The organism is Nonomuraea fastidiosa (assembly GCF_042751225.1).
Taxonomy (GTDB): Bacteria; Actinomycetota; Actinomycetes; order Streptosporangiales; family Streptosporangiaceae; genus Nonomuraea; species Nonomuraea fastidiosa.
In genome coordinates this window covers 1,910,049-1,926,161 of record NZ_CP170570.1, presented here as the reverse complement: position 1 = coordinate 1,926,161, position 16,113 = coordinate 1,910,049, and the positions used below count along the sequence as shown (strand labels likewise).

14 protein-coding genes are annotated in these 16,113 nt (G+C 72.0%); 7 read left to right on the top strand and 7 right to left on the bottom strand.

What is annotated here, in order from left to right; translation table 11 throughout:
• Positions 1-73: 73 nt before the first annotated feature.
• Positions 74-1,975 carry a trypsin-like peptidase domain-containing protein gene (locus tag ACFMQL_RS08645; RefSeq protein WP_378785172.1) on the top strand — a complete coding sequence of 634 codons (1,902 nt, stop codon included), beginning with the start codon at positions 74-76 and terminating at the stop codon, positions 1,973-1,975.
• 1,402 nt (positions 1,976-3,377) lie between these two features.
• Complete coding sequence (locus tag ACFMQL_RS08640) at positions 3,378-3,746, top strand: sec-independent translocase (RefSeq protein WP_378785171.1); 369 nt, start codon at positions 3,378-3,380, stop codon at positions 3,744-3,746.
• 54 nt (positions 3,747-3,800) lie between these two features.
• Here the strand turns inward: ACFMQL_RS08640 and ACFMQL_RS08635 are convergent, their stop codons facing one another.
• From ACFMQL_RS08635 to ACFMQL_RS08625, 3 genes are all read right to left on the bottom strand, one after another.
• Positions 3,801-4,937 (bottom strand): Mrp/NBP35 family ATP-binding protein, encoded by a 1,137-nt coding sequence (locus ACFMQL_RS08635; protein WP_364069010.1) that lies wholly within the window; start codon positions 4,935-4,937, stop codon positions 3,801-3,803.
• Positions 4,938-5,096: 159 nt separating this feature from the next.
• A complete protein-coding gene (locus ACFMQL_RS08630; protein WP_364069012.1) occupies positions 5,097-5,621 on the bottom strand; it encodes a DUF1003 domain-containing protein in 525 nt (174 codons plus the stop codon).
• A complete protein-coding gene (locus tag ACFMQL_RS08625) occupies positions 5,611-6,822 on the bottom strand; it encodes a magnesium transporter MgtE N-terminal domain-containing protein (RefSeq protein ID WP_364069014.1) in 1,212 nt (403 codons plus the stop codon). The genes ACFMQL_RS08630 and ACFMQL_RS08625 overlap by 11 nt, the downstream gene beginning before the upstream one ends.
• 100 nt (positions 6,823-6,922) lie before the next feature.
• Here ACFMQL_RS08625 and ACFMQL_RS08620 point away from each other — a divergent pair, with 100 nt between their 5' ends.
• Complete coding sequence (locus ACFMQL_RS08620) at positions 6,923-7,960, top strand: EamA family transporter (RefSeq protein ID WP_378785169.1); 1,038 nt, start codon at positions 6,923-6,925, stop codon at positions 7,958-7,960.
• Position 7,961: 1 nt separating this feature from the next.
• Here the strand turns inward: ACFMQL_RS08620 and ACFMQL_RS08615 are convergent, their stop codons facing one another.
• Positions 7,962-8,339, bottom strand: a complete 378-nt coding sequence (locus ACFMQL_RS08615) for a hypothetical protein (protein ID WP_378785168.1) — start codon at positions 8,337-8,339, stop codon at positions 7,962-7,964.
• A gap of 76 nt (positions 8,340-8,415) precedes the next feature.
• On the opposite strand from ACFMQL_RS08615, the gene ACFMQL_RS08610 reads away from it, so the two are divergent.
• Positions 8,416-9,348, top strand: coding sequence for an HpcH/HpaI aldolase/citrate lyase family protein (locus ACFMQL_RS08610; protein ID WP_378785167.1), 933 nt, complete (start codon positions 8,416-8,418; stop codon positions 9,346-9,348).
• Here the strand turns inward: ACFMQL_RS08610 and ACFMQL_RS08605 are convergent.
• Both ACFMQL_RS08605 and ACFMQL_RS08600 read right to left on the bottom strand, forming a co-directional pair.
• Positions 9,338-9,883, bottom strand: coding sequence for a DUF6529 family protein (locus tag ACFMQL_RS08605; RefSeq protein ID WP_364069021.1), 546 nt, complete (start codon positions 9,881-9,883; stop codon positions 9,338-9,340). The two genes, ACFMQL_RS08610 and ACFMQL_RS08605, sit on opposite strands and share 11 nt — an antisense overlap.
• Positions 9,880-10,647 (bottom strand): hypothetical protein, encoded by a 768-nt coding sequence (locus ACFMQL_RS08600; protein ID WP_364069023.1) that lies wholly within the window; start codon positions 10,645-10,647, stop codon positions 9,880-9,882. Before ACFMQL_RS08600 ends, ACFMQL_RS08605 begins: the two co-directional genes overlap by 4 nt.
• Positions 10,648-10,746: 99 nt before the next feature.
• On the opposite strand from ACFMQL_RS08600, the gene ACFMQL_RS08595 reads away from it, so the two are divergent.
• Together ACFMQL_RS08595 and ACFMQL_RS08590 are read left to right on the top strand one after the other, a co-directional pair.
• Positions 10,747-11,718, top strand: a complete 972-nt coding sequence (locus ACFMQL_RS08595; RefSeq protein WP_364069025.1) for a type II CAAX endopeptidase family protein — start codon at positions 10,747-10,749, stop codon at positions 11,716-11,718.
• 708 nt (positions 11,719-12,426) lie between these two features.
• Positions 12,427-14,952, top strand: coding sequence for a hypothetical protein (locus tag ACFMQL_RS08590; RefSeq protein WP_378785165.1), 2,526 nt, complete (start codon positions 12,427-12,429; stop codon positions 14,950-14,952).
• 43 nt (positions 14,953-14,995) lie between these two features.
• On the opposite strand, the gene ACFMQL_RS08585 is transcribed toward ACFMQL_RS08590, so the two are convergent.
• Positions 14,996-15,400 carry an NUDIX domain-containing protein gene (locus ACFMQL_RS08585; RefSeq protein ID WP_364069029.1) on the bottom strand — a complete coding sequence of 135 codons (405 nt, stop codon included), beginning with the start codon at positions 15,398-15,400 and terminating at the stop codon, positions 14,996-14,998.
• 74 nt (positions 15,401-15,474) lie between these two features.
• Between ACFMQL_RS08585 and ACFMQL_RS08580 the strand changes: the two genes are divergently transcribed.
• Positions 15,475-16,101, top strand: a complete 627-nt coding sequence (locus tag ACFMQL_RS08580; RefSeq protein ID WP_364069031.1) for a DUF6758 family protein — start codon at positions 15,475-15,477, stop codon at positions 16,099-16,101.
• Positions 16,102-16,113: the final 12 nt, after the last annotated feature.

The window sequence follows — 16,113 nt, the reverse complement described above, 5'->3', positions numbered from 1 at the left end:
AAAGCTTTAGATCACTCGTATGCCGCAAAAGCCAGCATTTGCGGTGGCCGAGCCAAGGAGTGGTGAGATCTAGATGACCGACGAGACGCGGTCCCCGGAAGGGCGCACACCGTCGGACTCCCCCGAGCCACAGGGGCGGCCGGACTTCCTGCCCGCGGACGACAGGTCCGAGCAGCGGTCGGAGCCGCCCGCCTCCTTCGGCTCCTCGTGGGGCGACCCGTCCGGCCGCTCCGGGGGCTCCGGCTCGCCGCCGTACGAGCCGCGGCCGTACGACGCCTCGGCCGACCGGTCACCGTACGGCGGGCCTGGGCCCGGGCCTGGGGCGCAGCAGGGCACCGGGCCGCAGTACGGTGCGCCGTCGTTCGGCCCGCCTGACGGTTCCCACGATCACTCCTACGGTCGTCCCGACGCCGAGACCCGCGCCTACGACGGCCCCTCCTTCAGCCCGCCGGGCCCCTCGGGCAGCTCGCAGGGACCCTCGGGCCCCTCCTTCGGCCCGCCCGGCTCGACCGGGCCCTCCTTCGGTCCTCCAGGCCCGGCTGAGCCGTCCTTCGCGCCGCCCGGATCCACCGAGCCGTCCTTCGCGCCGCCCGGCTCCACTGAGCCGTCCTTCGCGCCGCCCAATGGCGACACGCGTGCGTACGAGAGCCCGTTCTTCGGACCGCCCGACGGGGGTGCCCGCGCCTACGACGGCCCGCCGATCGGATCGTCCGGCGAACACCCCGGTTTCGGCGGGGCCCCCGGCTCCTACGGGCCACCTCAGCCGCCGCCACCGCGCCAGGCCATGGGCATGGGCCCCGGCTGGGGTCCGCCCCCACCCGGAAGGGAGGCCGCCGCCGTGCAGCGGGGGCCGCGCACCGGGTTCTTGATCGCGATGGCCGTGGTGATCGCGCTGGTGGCCTCGATGCTCGGCAGCGTCGGCACGTACCTGCTGACCCGGCCGAGCAGCAACGCCATCGACCCCTCCTACAGCCTCGGCCCGCTGCCCACCGGAGCCACCAACCGCGCGCCCGACTCCGTCGCCGGCGTCGCCGCTCGGGTGCTGCCCAGCGTGGTCTCGCTGGAGGTCGGCAACGGCAGCAACACCGAGGGCGCGTCCGGCTCCGGCTTCGTGATCAAGAACGGCTACGTGGTCACCAACAACCACGTCGTCTCGCTGGCCGCGCAGGGCGGCGAGATCCGGATCATGTTCAACAACCGCAAGACCACCACCGGCCGCATCGTCGGCCGCGACCCGGGCTCCGACCTGGCGGTGATCAAGCCTGAGGAGACGTTCGGCACGCCGGAGATCACGCTCGGCAACTCCGACCAGGTGGTCGTCGGCGACCCGGTCATCGCCATCGGCTCGCCGCTCGGCCTGACCGGCACCGTCACCACCGGCATCGTCAGCTCGCTCAACCGGCCGGTCATCGCCGGTGACGAGTCCGGCACCAACGAGGAGCCGGCGTACATCAGCGCCATCCAGACCGACGCCGCCATCAACCCCGGCAACTCCGGCGGTCCGCTGGTGAACGGCAAGGGCGAGGTCGTCGGCGTCAACTCCGCGATCGCCACGCTCGGCCGTTCGCTGACCAGCCAGAGCGGCAGCATCGGCCTCGGCTTCGCGATCCCCGTCAACCAGACGCGGCGGGTCGCCGAAGAGCTGATCACCACCGGGCGGGCCAAGCGGCCCAAGATCGGCGTCGTTCTGGAGAAGGACTTCAGGGGGCAGGGCGTCAAGATCGCTACCGAGCCCGCCGCCGGTCAGCAGCCGGTCACGCCCGGCGGCCCCGCCGACAAGGCCGGCCTCAAGCCCGGTGACGTGATCCTGGAGATCGACGGGCTGGCCTTGCAGGACAGCAACGAGCTGATCGCCCTGATCCGCAGCAAGGAGCCGGGCTCGCAGATCAAGATCAAGTATCAGCGTGACGGCCAGGCCCGCACCGCCACCCTGACCGTGGTGGCCGAAGACGGCCCCGCCCCGTCACCCTCCTGACCCGGATCGACTGACCGCCTCACCCGGCCACCCCGGACGCATGGGTGGCCGGGTGAGGCGTTTTAGGCGCGGACCCGGAAACCACCCGCATCCCGCCACTCACACGCGCCTCCGAGCTTGCGGGCGGTGGGTGCGGGCTGAGAATCCGCTTCGCCGCCTCGCCGCCTTCGGGCCAGGGTGGGGTGGTAGGCGCGAGGGGTGTAACGCCTAGGCCTCCGTGCGCCGCATACGTGCGCTCTCAGCATCTTCGGCCTGAGCGGTGGTAAGTGGGAGGGGTGGACGCCCAGACCTCCGCTCCATCGCATGCCGGCGCCCATCTGAGGCTGTGGGGCGTGGGGAGGTCCGGAGGCGAAGACGGCCCCAGCCTCTTGGGCTCGTCCTAACGCCGCCCCGGCCGCCTCTGGCGTGTGCCCCGGCTGCCTCTGGCGTGTGCCCCGGCTGCCTCTGGCGTGTGCGCTGGTCGCGTGAGGGTGAGGTGCGGCCGCCGTCGCGCCCACCTCCAGCCCTGCGGTGTCGGCGCGTGAGAGTGGGAAGGACCTTCGACCTCTGTTGCGCCGCTTGCGTGCGCTCTTGCCTCCTGGCTGCGCCGTGCCGTGAGGAGGGGGCGGTCTGGTCGCTGTCTCGCCGTTCGTGTGTGGGGTGTCGGGGCGGCGGCGCCGCCGTGGGCACTCACGGAGCGGGGCCCAGAGGGTGGCGGTGCTGGTGTGGTGGGTCCGCTGAGCGGGAGGGCGTCGGTGTGGGTGGCCGCGATGGGTGGCGGTGCTGGTGTGGTGGGCCTGCGGAGCGGGAGGGCGTCGGTGTGGGTGGCTGCGATGGGTGGCGGTGCCGGTGTGGGTGGCCGCGATGAGCGGCGGTGCTGGTGTGGTGGGCCTGCGGAGCGGGAGGGCGTCGGTGTCGGTGGCCGCGAAGGGCGGAGGTGTCGGTGAGGAGGCGTCTGCGACCGGCCCTGAAGCCCGCTGGCGCCCTTCGGCTACTGGCCGGCCTTGAGCCCTAGGGCACTGTCAGAGGCTAACGGGGGCCGATCAACGGCCCGCCCGCCTGCCTGGTCTGGTGCCGCAACGTGGTCTGGCCTGGTGCCGCAACCGACCTGGACTGCGTGCTGCAACGCGGCCTGGACTGCGTGCTGCAACGCGGCCTGGACTGCGTGCTGCAACGCGGCCTGGACTGCGTGCTGCAACGCGGCCTGGACGCGTGCTGCGACCCCCGCCTGGGCTGTGTGCCGCATCGCGGACGGCGTCCGTGGACCGTGACCCCGAGATCGGTCGTCTTCGCGGCCGGGTGTTGCCATAGGGGCGTGGGTGGTTTGTCCTAGGGGGGACGACTCAGTCACGGCTGGAAGCCCTTAGTCTGTGGATAGGCCGGGGTTGTCCTCGGAGAGGTTGGACTGCGGTAGGAGCTCACGGTGTTCGGACTCGGGTGGATGGAGGTCGGAGCGCTGATCGTGATCGCGCTCCTCGTCTTCGGTCCCGACAAATTGCCGCAGGCCGCCGCGCAAGCGGGCCGGACCCTGCGCAACCTGCGCCGGATGGCCAACAACGCGCGCGAGGACCTGCGTGCCGGGCTTGGCCCCGAGTTTCAGAACTTCGACCCCGCCGACCTCAACCCGCGCAACTTCGTACGCAAGCATCTCCTCGACGACCTAGAGGACGACTGGAACAACGCGGGCAAGCCGAAGGAGCTGGAGCCGGTCGCGGCGACGTACACGCCGGAGCCGGTGGTCGATGAGCTCGGCTTCGGTGAGATTCCCCCGTACGACTCCGAGGCCACCTGACCTGCAAAGCAATGGGCCCGCCCCCAAGTGAAGGAGCGGGCCCGCAGCAAAAGGTCAGCGGCGAGGCGAGAGGCCGAGCTGCATGCCCTTGAGGCTGGTGGAGCGCTTGCTCAGCCCGGCCGCGATCGAGCGCAGTTCGGCGGCGGCCGGCGAGTCGGGGTCGGTGAGCACGAGCGGCTTGCCCTCGTCGCCGCCCTCGCGCAGCCGCATGTCGATGGGCACCTGGCCGAGCAGCGGCACGCGGGCGCCGAGCGTGCGGGTGAGCGCGTCGGCGACGGTCTGGCCGCCGCCCTCGCCGAAGACCGCGATGCGCTCGTCGCAGTGGGGGCAGGGCAGCCACGCCATGTTCTCGATGACGCCGGCGATCTGCTGGTGGGTCTGGGCCGCGATGGAGCCGGCCCGCTCGGCGACCTCGGCGGCGGCCATCTGGGGCGTGGTGACGACGAGGATCTCGGCCGACGGCAGCCGCTGGGCGACGGAGATGGCGATGTCGCCGGTGCCGGGCGGCAGGTCGAGCAGGAGCACGTCGAGGTCGCCCCAGTAGACGTCGGCGAGGAACTGGTGCAGCGCCCGGTCGAGCATGGGGCCGCGCCAGACGACGGGGGTGTTGCCCGGCGGCTTGAACATGCCGACCGAGATGACCTTGATGTCGTGGGCCACCGGCGGCATGATCATGTCTTCGACCTTGGTGGGCCGCTCGGAGGCGCCCAGCATGCGGGGGACGCTGTGGCCGTAGATGTCGGCGTCGACGATGCCGACCTTGAGGCCGTTGGACGCCATGGCGGCGGCGAGGTTGACCGTGACCGACGACTTGCCGACCCCGCCCTTGCCGCTCGCCACCGCGAAGACGCGGGTCAGCGAGCCCGGCTGGTTGAACGGGATCTCCTTCTCCGGCCCGCGGTCGCCCCTGAGCTTGGTCTGCAGGCTCTTGCGCTGCTCGGCGCTCATCACGTCGAGCTCGATCTGCACGGCGGTGACACCCTCGACCTTGGAGACGGCGGCGGTGACGTCGCGGCTGATGGTGTCCTTCATCGGACAGCCGGCCACGGTGAGGTAGATGCCGACGCGCACCGCCCCGTCGGGAGCGATATCGACGTTCTTGACCATGTCGAGGTCCGTGATGGGGCGACGGATCTCGGGGTCGATGACGGTGGACAGCGCGGCCGTCACGAGTTCCTGGGTAGGTGCCATCGAAGTCTCGGCACGAGGGAGTGTGCCGTCCCTCCTTTGTCGGTCTATATGTGACAGGCGCTGAAACGCCAGTAGTGAGGATGCCCCTCCATGGTATGAACTACGGTCCGCAGTGGGTTAATCCGCACTGTTAGATGTCTGTGCAACAGCGGTCCAAGGTTACTCCCCGGTGCTCTTGCGCGACGAGCGGCCGTCCGGCGAGGCCCCGCCGTCGATGCCGTCGATCTCCCTGAGCTCGTCGAGCAGCCGCCCGAGCTCGGCGCGCAGGTAGTCGCGGGTGGCCACCTCGTTGACGGCCAGGCGCAGGCCGGCGATCTCGCGCGTCAGGTACTCGATCTCGGCCTGGTTGCGTTCGGAGGTCTCGCGGTCCTGCTCGTACTGGATGCGGTCGCGGTCGTCCTGGCGGTTCTGGGCGAGCAGGATGAGCGGCGCGGAGTAGCTCGCCTGCAGCGAGAGCATCAGCGTGAGGAAGATGAACGGGTACGGGTCGAATTTCAGGTGCGGGGGCGCGAGCACGTTCCACAGCACCCAGACCGACACGAACACCGTCATGTAGACGATGAACCGGGCGGTGCCCAGGAACCGGGCGATCCGCTCCGACAGCCGGCCGAACGCCTCGGGGTCGTAGTGGGGCCGCAGTGAGCGGCGCAGCTCGCGCGGCTGGTCGAGCCGTTCAGTCGTCATGCGCGTCGTCCCTCTCCCGCCAGCCCTCGGGCAGCATGTGGTCGAGCACGTCGTCCACGGTCACCGCGCCGACCAGGCGGCCCAGCTCGTCCACGACGGGGGCCGCGACGAGGTTGTAGTTGGCCAGGTAGTACGTGACCTCGCGGAGCGTGAACTCCGGCTTGATCGGGTCGATGGACGGGTCGAGCGCGCCGCCGAGCAGGGTGGACGGCGGCTCGCGCAGCAGCCGCTGGAAGTGCGCGACGCCGAGGTAGGTGCCCGTCGGCGTCTCGGTCGGCGGCCTGGTGACGTAGACCTGGGCGGCCACCGCGGGCGTGAGGTCCTGCTGCCTGATGTGGGCGAGGGCCTCGGCGACGGTGGCGGTGGGCGGCAGGATCACCGGTTCGTTGGTCATCACGCCGCCCGCGCTGGTCTCCGGGTACGTGAGCAGCCGCCGCACCGGCGCCGCCTCTCCGGGCTCCATCAGCCCGAGCAGCTGGGCCGCCTGCTCTTCTGGCAGGTCGTGCAGCAGGTCGGCGGCGTCGTCCGGGCCCATCTCCTCCAGGACGACGGCCGCGCGCTCCGGCTCAAGCATGCCGAGGATGCCGATGCGGTCGTCGGGCGGCAGCTCCTCCAGCACGTCGGCGAGGCGGGTGTCGTCGAGCGCACGGGCGATCTCCAGCCGGCGCTTGCTGGGCAGGCTGTGCATGGCGCTGGCCATGTCGGCGGCGCGCAGCGACTCGAACGCGGCGATCAGCCCGGCCGCGCCCTGGTCCTTCTGCAGCGTGTCGAACCCGGACACCTCGTCCCAGTCCACGATGCGAGGGTCGCGCCGCCTGCGCTTGTAGACGGCGACCTTGGTGATCTCCCAGACGGACGGCTTGATCTCCTCCATGGCGACGTCGTAGACGGTCATGGGCTCGCCGCCGACGCTCACGGTGAGGTCGAGCATCTCGCCGATGACCAGCGTCTCGGCGGTGCGCTGCTCGAACCTGCGCATGTTGAGCTTGCCGGTGAAGACGACGGCGCCCGCCTCGATGCGGCGGACGCGGGTGATGGGCAGGAAGACGCGGCGGCGCGGCTGCACCTCCACCACGAACCCGTGCACGGTGGGCCGCCGGGCGATGCGCAGCCCGACCACGACGTCCCTGACCCGGCCGATCTGGTCGCCGACCGGGTCGAAGACCGGGGTCCCCGGCAGCCGGGCCACGAAGATCTTCACCTGGTCAGGCTAACAGCGGGGCCCCATTGCGCTCGGGAGCCCGGACGTGTCAGTATCAAACCTGCTTAACGGTGATTACGGGGTATGCAGGGGGTCTGCGATGAGGTATGCGGGGCTCGCGCTCGCGTTCGTGTCCTCGTGCTGTTTCGCGTTCTCGGGGCCGATGGCGAAGTATCTCAACGCGGCCGGGCTCGCGCCCATCGAGGCGGTCTGGACGCGCATGGCCGGCGCCGGGCTGCTGCTGGTGGCCGTGCTCGCCGTGGTGCGGCCCCGCGCGCTGCGCATCCGCCGCTCCATGCTGCCCTTCGTCGCCCTGTACGCGGTCATGGCCGTCGCCGGGGTGCAGGCCCTGTACTTCGTGGCGATCACCCGGCTGCCGGTCGGGATCGCGCTGCTACTGGAGTTCATGGCGCCGGTGATGGTGGTGGCGTGGGTGCGTCTTGTCCGCAAGGTGCGCCTGGTCAAGGCCGCGTATGTGGGCGCGGTCGTCGCCGTCGTGGGCCTCGGCATCGTCGTCGAGGCGTGGCAGGGCCTGCGCCTGGACGCGCTCGGCCTGCTGCTCGGCCTGCTGGCCGGGGCGTGCTGCGCCGGATATTTCCTGATGAACGATAGCTTCGGCGACGAGGTGGACCCCCTGGGCCTCATCGCGTGGGGCATGACCGGCGCGGCCGTGGTGCTGGCGCCGTTCTCCCGGCCGTGGGACATCCCCTGGAGCGCCTTCACGGCCAACGCCACCCCCGAGGGCGGCATCACGCTGCCGGTCGCCGGCGCGTACCTGTGGATGGTCGTGGTCGCCACCGTGCTCGCCTACATCCTGGGCGTGAACGCCGTGCGGCGGCTGTCGGCCGCGGTCGGCGCGACCGTGGCCTCGCTTGAGGTGATCTTCGGCGCCGTCGTGGCGTGGGCGCTGGTGGGGGAGAGGCTCGGCGTGTTCCAGATCGTCGGCGGGCTGATCGTGATCGGCGGCGCACTGCTCGCCCAGACCGCCACCTCGGCCACCCGCCCGCAGGCCGCGCCGGAGCCGGGCCAGGAGACGGGCCAGGAGACGGGCCAGGAGACGGGACGGCAGACGGGCCAGGAGACGGGACGGCAGGCGGGCCAGGAGCCCGGCCCCGAGCCGGTCACCACCGCCGGGTAGGTCACACCTGCGGGGTGAGCCGCCAGACGATGGACTCGCGGGCCCAGCGCTCGGGCAGGTGCTCGCTGTCGGGGGCGTTGAGCCGCTCCTTGGCCAGCACCGCCACCGCGTCGGACGCCGCCGCCTGGTCCACCTTCTCGACCGTCGCCTCGAACTCCGCAAGACGCGCGCCGTTGTCCTTGCTGCGCAGCGTGACCGTGACCCGGTCGAGCGACTCCAGGCCGGGCAGCTCCTGCTCGGCGCCGCCGGAGACGAGGTAGATGGCGCCGTCGTGCCAGGCGTGCCAGGCCAGGCGCGGACGGTCGAGGGTGAGCCAGCAGATGCCCGACTTCTTCGCGCCCTCTTCGACGGCCGCCGCGCTTACAGATCCCTCGCTCACAGGCACGACTGTAACCGCCGGGAGCGGGGGCGGTCACCGGGCGGCCGTGAGCAGGTTGCGCGAGTAGGTTGAGCGCATGCGCTCACGACGTTCGGTGCTCGCCGTGCCAGGCAGCAACCCCCGGTTCCTGGAGAAGGCCCAGACTCTGCCCGTCGACGAGGTCTTCCTCGACCTTGAGGACTCCGTCGCCCCCGCCGCCAAGGAGGAGGCGCGGGCCAACATCGTCACCGCACTGCGCGAGGGCGACTGGTCCGGCAAGACGCGGGTGGTCAGGGTGAACGACCTGACCACGCAGTGGACGTACCGCGACGTGATCGAGATCGTGGAGGGCGCGGGAGACCACCTCGACTGCCTCATGCTGCCGAAGGTGCAGGACCCGACCGAGGTGATCTGGCTCGACACGCTGCTCACACAGATCGAGAAGACCATGGGGTACGAGGTCGGCCGCATCGGCATCGAGGCGCAGATCGAGAACGCCCGCGGCCTGGTCAACGTCGACGCCATCGCCGGGTCGTCCAAGCGCCTGGAGACGCTGGTGTTCGGCCCCGCCGACTTCATGGCCTCCATCAACATGCGCACGCTCGTCGTGGGCGAGCAGCCGCCCGGCTACGCCGAGGGCGACGCCTACCACTACATCCTCATGCGGCTGCTCATGGCCGCGAGGTCGCACGACTTGCAGGTCATCGACGGCCCCTACCTGCAGATCAAGGACGTCGAAGGCTTCCGCAGGGTCGCGATGCGCGCGGCGGCGCTGGGCTTCGACGGCAAGTGGGTGCTGCACCCCGCCCAGGTGGACGCGTGCAACGAGGTGTTCTCGCCGTCGCAGGAGGACTACGACCACGCCGAGCTCATCCTGGAGGCGTACGAGTACTACACCACCGTGGAGAAGCGCGGCGCGGTCATGCTGGGCGACGAGATGATCGACGAGGCCAGCAGGAAGATGGCGCTCGTCGTGGCCGCCAAGGGCCGGGCGGCCGGGCTGAGCAGGACCAAGCGGTTCACACCTTGATGCCGATGGCGGTGAAGAACCACAACGACGAGGTCAGCCAGAGCCCGGCCAGCGCGGTGAACGCGAGCCCGCCGAGCATCGGCAGCGTCCAGCCCGGCGCGTCCCGCTTGGGCAGGGCCAGCATCTTCGCGGTGAACACACCGTAGAAGAAGCAGCCGAGCAGCGAGTGGGCGAGCACCCTGGGCACGTCGTACTGCAGGCCCAGGGCGTACAGGCAGTGGAAGGCGACGGGGATCGTGAGCAGGAACGCCGCCCGCCCCGACCAGCGGTGCACGGCGGGCGGGATCGCGACGCCCAGCCTGCCCCACAGGGACAGGGCCGAGACGACCTGCACGATCGCCAGCACGAACGCGCCCGTCGTCAGCCACGCCTTCATCGGCAGCGCGCCGGAGAAACCGGCCACGCCGACCGCGAAGCCGGTCGGCGTGTGCGCGCGGCCGTACACGCCGAGTGCGATCATCACGAGGCCGCCGGCGAGCAGCGGCACGAGCAGCGGGGTCAGCCCGCGGGCGGGCCGCTGGGGGATGGCGGTCATTGCATCTCCTCGACGAACGAGTCGGCGTCCTTGGGGTACACGGTCGTGCCCTCGACCGTGATGGGCGCGGTCGGCCGCGCGGCGTCGAGCTGCGGGACGTCGAGCTGCTCCTCGCCCGCGAACGCGGCGCCGACCTGGTAGTAGCCGCCGTTCGGGTTCCGCACCAGGATCCAGCCGGCGCGGAACTTGGCGCCCCGCACGATGGCGGTGGCGCGGTAGAGGCCCGACGGCTTGGTGACGGCGGGCGCCTTGAAGGACCAGCGCTTGCCGGCGACGGTGACCGTGCCCTCGGCCCGCCCGCCGTCCAGCTCCGCCTTGACCGTGGAACGGGGGTCGGCGACGCTCTTGAGCCGCAGCTCGCCGGCCGACTCCGCGCCCGTGAACCAGGCCTCGATGCGCCCGTCGCAGAAGTAGCCGACGGCCTTGCCGTTCCTGATCGAGATGGCGATCAGCGCGCCGTTGCCCTTCACCCGGCCGCCGTAGTCGGCCTTCTCGATCTTCTTCGGCTCGGTGGGCGTGGGGGAGGGAGACGCGGAGGCGGTGCTCTCCTCGGCGCTCTCGGCGTTCCCTGATGGGCTCGCCTCGGCCGTGGGGGTGTTGGCGGTGGTGTCCGTACGCGTGCCGGTGGCGGCGGACTCTTTTGCCGCCGGTGCCGCGGCGGAGTCTTTTGCCGCCGGTGCCGCGGCGATGCTGGCGGCGCCCAGCCCCAGGGCGAGCACCGCGCCCGCCGTGAGGGTGATCACAGGTCCCAGCCGTGACGACATGGACTGCTCCCAGGGTCGAAATGTCTACGACATCGAGCATCCGCCGCTTTCCCGGCCCCGTCTGTGAACTATTACGTATGGGACGGACAGAATGGAGAGATGCAGGAGAAACCAGGGCCGCAGTATCCCTACGGTGGCTATCCGTACCCGCCGCCGGCGCCGTCCTGGTTCCTGCCGGTCCCGCGCCGGGCCCGCTACGACCACCTGGCCAGGACTCCCGCCACCCGGCCGTGGCAGGCGATCGTCGGCACGCTGGTCGTGGCGGCCGGGTTCCTGCTCATCGGCGTCATCGTGGTCACCATGTTCGTGCTGGGGGCGGCCGTGCTCGGCCTCCCCTCGCCGATCCACCCCAGCGGGCTGCCGAAGGGCACGCCCGCCGGGCTGGCCATGTCGCTGCTGTCCATCGCGCCCGTGCTGCTGCTGGTGTTCGGCACCGCGGCGCTCATCCAGCGGCGCCGCCCCGGGACGCTCTCGTCCGTGGCCGGGCGGCTGCGCTGGACGTGGCTGCTGACCTGCGCGGTCGTGGGACTGCTCGCGATGATCCTCGGGCAGGTCGCGCAGTACTTCGCGCTGACCTCGGCCGGCCTGGACACCGAGATGTTCGGCTGGGCGGGATGGGACGCCTTCCTGCCGCTGCTGGTGGTGATCGTGCTGCTCGTGCCGTTCCAGGCGGCGGCCGAGGAGTACGTCTTCCGTGGCTGGTTCGTGCAGGCCGTCGGCGCGCACGTGCGCAACCCGATCTGGTCGATTCTCATCGGGTCGGCGCTGTTCGCCTCGCTGCACGGCTACTCGTGGGCCGGGCTGCTCGACGTGTTCATGTTCGGTGCGGTGATGGCGTGGCTGAGCGTACGCACCGGAGGGCTGGAGGCGGCCATCGCGCTGCACGTGCTCAACAACGTGATCGCCTTCGGGACGAGCGCCGCCGCGGGCACTCTCGACGACGCTCTGAACCAGGGCAAGGTTCCGGTGCCCTGGCAGGCGTTGGCGGGAACCGTGGTGCAGCTCGGGGTGTATGCGTTTGGTGTGATGTATCTAGCTAAAAAGCGGTCGATTAGCACTATTTCGCAATAAAACGGGCGAGGGGTGCGGGGAATCTCGCTAGAGAGGTCTCGCTATTCCGGCCGAGACATGCTGGTCTGGATGCTGTCGGGACGGCGAGGGCAGGGGCAGTCCCCGGGCCCGGACCTTCCTGGAACGGTCCGCGTCAGCGGCCGGGATCGACCTGTACGACTCGTTCGACTAGGAGGGACGCCGCGTGGCCTCCGGCCCCAGCGAACCGCCACGGCGACCGCCGGAAGACGACGAGCCCCGTGCCGAGGGCCCGTCCGCTCCGCAGCCGCATGCCGAAGAGCCCAGAATCAGCCACGCGCCGCCCGGTCCCACCGACGACCGGGCCCGAGGGCTGCCCCTCGCCTCGCCGTGGGGCATGCCGCCGTTCGCCGCCCCGATCCCCGACGAGGAGCCCGAGCCGCCCAAGGGGCGCCGCCCGTACAGCTCGCCGACGGCCGAGCCCGACGTGGAGCCGCGCCGCCGGCCCGGCGCATCGTCAACCGGCCTGACAAGCTCGTCGCGGGCGGGCCGCTCAGCCGGCCGCAGCCTCCTCAGGCAGGTGGGCAGGAGGGCGCGGGCGAGGTCACCCAGCCGCTGGCCGTCGCCCCCGGCGCCCCGGACCAGGATGCCCCGACCCGGGGAACCGGCCCTCAGGGGACGGATGCGCAGGAGGCCGCTGAGCAGGGGGCACAGCGGCGGCGGGACCGCACGCCGCCCCCGTACCGGCTGGTGTATCCGCTCCCGTCCCGCGAGACCCCGCACGAGTCCCCGGCACAGGAGCCGCCGGCGCAGGAGCCATCAGCGCAGGAGCCCGCGCCGCCGCAGGAGCAGCCGGGCGGCGAGGACGAGCCCGAGGTGCGGCGCGTCGGACGCCCGCCCGCCGGCCGCCCCACCCGCCCCGACCTGCTGGTCGCCACCGGCCCCGCCCGCCCCCAAGGCGCGGGCGGACGGCACCAGAGGGGCCCCGCGCCGGCCGCCTTCCGCCGGGCCAGTCCCGTGCGCAGGCGCAGCAGGGCCGTGCCGGTCGCGCTGACCGTGGCCGCCGCCGTCCTGGTGGCCTCCGGCGCACTGGTCTGGCAGTGGCTCGGCGACGGCCCGGCGCTGCGCCTGGAGGCGGGCACCGGGCGTTCGGGCGACGAGCTGTTCACGGTCCCCGCCGCGGGCGAGGGCGTCAACCAGAAGCTCAACGACATGGCCTCGGCGGGCAAGGCGGTGGTGGCGGTCGGCAGCGACACGACCAGCCCGACCCCGCGCCCGCTCTTCCTGTTCTCGCCCGACGGCGGCAAGCGCTGGCAGCTCGGCCAGGTGCACGGCACCTCCGCCACCTCCACCGTACGCAGGGTGGTCGGTGGCGACGGCCGCTGGCTGGCCAGCGGCGGCGACGAGGCCACCGGCGAGCGCGGCCTGTGGACCAGCACCGACGGCTACAGCTGGACGGCCGTGCCGCCGTCGGGCCTGGCCGCGTTCAGAGCGGGCGACCACGTCGAGGACATCGCGCGCACGAAGTCCGGGTTCGTCGCGGTCGGCCGCACCACGGGCGCCGACGGCGGCACAGGACCGGCAGCCTGGCGCTCGGCCGACGGCTCCTCATGGGAGCGCGCCGAGCTGAGGGAGCCGGACGTCCGTGAGCTCAGGGCCGTCGTGGCCAGGGGCGACACGGTCGTGGCCATCGGAGTACCCGCGGACGGCGAGGGATCGCGGGTGCTCCGATCGGCCGACGGCGGACGCGGCTGGCAGGCGACCGGCTTCCGCCTCCCCGAGGCGGCCGACCCGCGCGCGGGGACGGTGGCGGTGCTGCCCAAGCGGTTCGTGCTGGTGCCGACGCGGCGGCGGACGATCGAGGGCGACGTACGCGTCTACTGCTCGCCGAACGGGACCCAGTGGTCGCAGTGCGGCTCCATCCGCGGGCTGGACGCGGCCAGTACCGGCGTGGAGTCGCTGATCTCCCACCCGTCGGGCGTGGCGGCGATCGCCCAGGCGGGCATCGGCCGCTACTCGGTGCTGACCAGCACCGACGGGCGCGACTGGGACAAGCGGGCCGACCTGCGCGACCTGAGGGGCGCCACGCTGCGCGGGTTCACGATCGCCGAGGGCGGCACCCTGTTCGCGGGCGGCGACCAGGCGGCCTCCGACGTCGACAACCAGATCGTGCTCATGGCCGCGCCGCAGCGTGGCTCGGTCTCACGGGTCGACCTCGGCAGGATCGACGGCCTGACCAGGATGTCCCGGGAGACCAACGCGCTGGCCGCGTACGACGGCAGGTACGTCGCCGTCGGCTCGGCCTCGGGCGACGCCGGCCTGTGGACGATCAGGAACTGGCAGAGCTGGAAGTCGATGAGCCTCGGCGGCCCCGGCAGGCAGACGCTGGAGGACGTCGCCCACGGCGGCCGCGGCTGGCTCGCCGTCGGCGGCACCGAGACCGGCGTCGCGCTCACCGACCCTCTCCTCGTCACCTCGCAGGACGGCGAGAACTGGAAGCGGGTGAACGTCACCGGTGACCTGGCCCGCCCTCAGGACCACCCGTTCCTGCGCACCGACGTGGTCACCGCCGGCACGAAGGGCTACGTGGTGGCCGGCGAGTCGCGCGACCAGGCGGGCTTGTCGCGGGCGGCCATGTGGTTCACGCCCGACACGCGCAAGTACACCCGGTCGGAGAAGCTGCCGCAGGGCGGCTCAGGCGTCCGCATCCACGACGTGGTCGCGGTCGGGGACGGGTTCGTCGCCGTCGGCGGCAAGGGCATGGGCGACCGCGAGGACGCCGTCGTCTGGTACTCCGCCGACGGGCTCAACTGGCGGGCTCGCGAGCCGGCGACCCCGGACGACGCGACCGCCGCCGGGCTGCGCAAGGTCGTGGTGCACCAGGGCAAGCTCGTCGCCATCGGCACGGCGGTCGCGGACGGCGCGCGCCGGGCGTACGCGGCGGTCTCCGACGACGACGGCGAGAGCTGGCGTACGGCCTGGCTGCCCGCCGAGCGCGCGGCCGGCGTCTTCGACCTCGCGGCGGCCGACGAGGGGCTGGTGGCGGTCGGCTGGCACGGCACGCAGGGCGAGGGCGACAGCGCGGCCTGGACCTCGCAGGACGGGCTGACCTGGAACCGCATGGAGCTCACCAAGGACCGCCTGGCCGGTCAGGGTGCGCAGTGGCTGTCGGCGGTGGCCGTGGCGGGCACGGAAGTGGTGGCGCTCGGGCGCTCCACGACGTACCAGGCCGACCACCTGATCCTGTGGACGTCCAGCCTGACGTCGAGCAGGTAGGGCGCCGACGGGCGCCCGGCTCGAAGGCGCGTGCTTCACGCGGTCAGGACGGGGGCAGCGCGTGCCACTCGGCGAGCGACTCCAGCAGGCCCTCGGTGAGCGGCAGCCGGGCCAGGTCGTCGCGCGTGCACCAGCGCACGTCGGCGGCGTCGTCACCGGCCGCGGCGACGTCTCCTGGCTGGGACATGGTCGCGAGGTAGTCGCGGATCACGTACGTCACCCCGCCGGGCCCCGGCCGCTCCACCGTGCCCGCGAGGCGGCCGACCCGCACCCGCAGCCCGGTCTCCTCCAGGACCTCGCGCCGCAGCCCGTCCTCGTCCGTCTCGCCCGGCTCCAGCCGCCCGCCGGGGATCGACCACAGGCCCATGCCGGGCGGATGACCGCGCTGGACGAGAAGCAGCCGGTCAGAGGCGTCGAAAATGATGGCTCCGACACAATTTACGCGCACATGACCAAGATTACGACGCGATAACGAGGAGCGGCCTTGACGGGGCCGCACCGGAGAAAGCACCGTGGGTAGTTGTGAGAGCGGCTCCAACCTGCCCGCGGTGTTTTGGCCCGCTTCACGGGCCGAGCGCCTGGTCGAGTGCGTATCGATGCGACACGCACGGCGATGTCCTGCCGTACCAGCCTCCGTGGCCGCCGACCAGCACCGGGCTGGAGGCGATTCGCAAGAGCTCGGTCGTGCCCGTGTGGCTGCCCTGGCCGTTGCCGGTCGGCTGGCTGGTCACGGGTTTCGGGGAGGTGGGCGATGAGCGTACGGGAGGGCGCGCCAGCCTGGTCGCCCTGAGCGGGCCCTCGCTCACGGAAGGGCCGGCCGACCTGCTGATCGTCGCAGAGGAGCCGGGCGTCGGGATCGGGGCGGGGTTCGCCGGCCTCGACGGGCCCGACCCGGGTGAGGGGTTCGACGCGGGGCCGCCCAATGCCAAGATCGCCGTGCTCGGCCATCCCACCGCGCTGTGGTGCGTCGACGGCAGGAGCGACCGCGCCGTGTACGCGGGCGAGGCCATGGGCAACTGGCTGTGGGCCATCGCCTGGCCGGCCGAGGCGGGATGCATGATCGCGCTCGCCGAGCTGTCCCTCATCGACGCCCGTGACCATGACCTGGACGTGCCGTTCGGTGCGTTCTCTCCCAGACTTGGGGCTTAGGACGCGCGATCG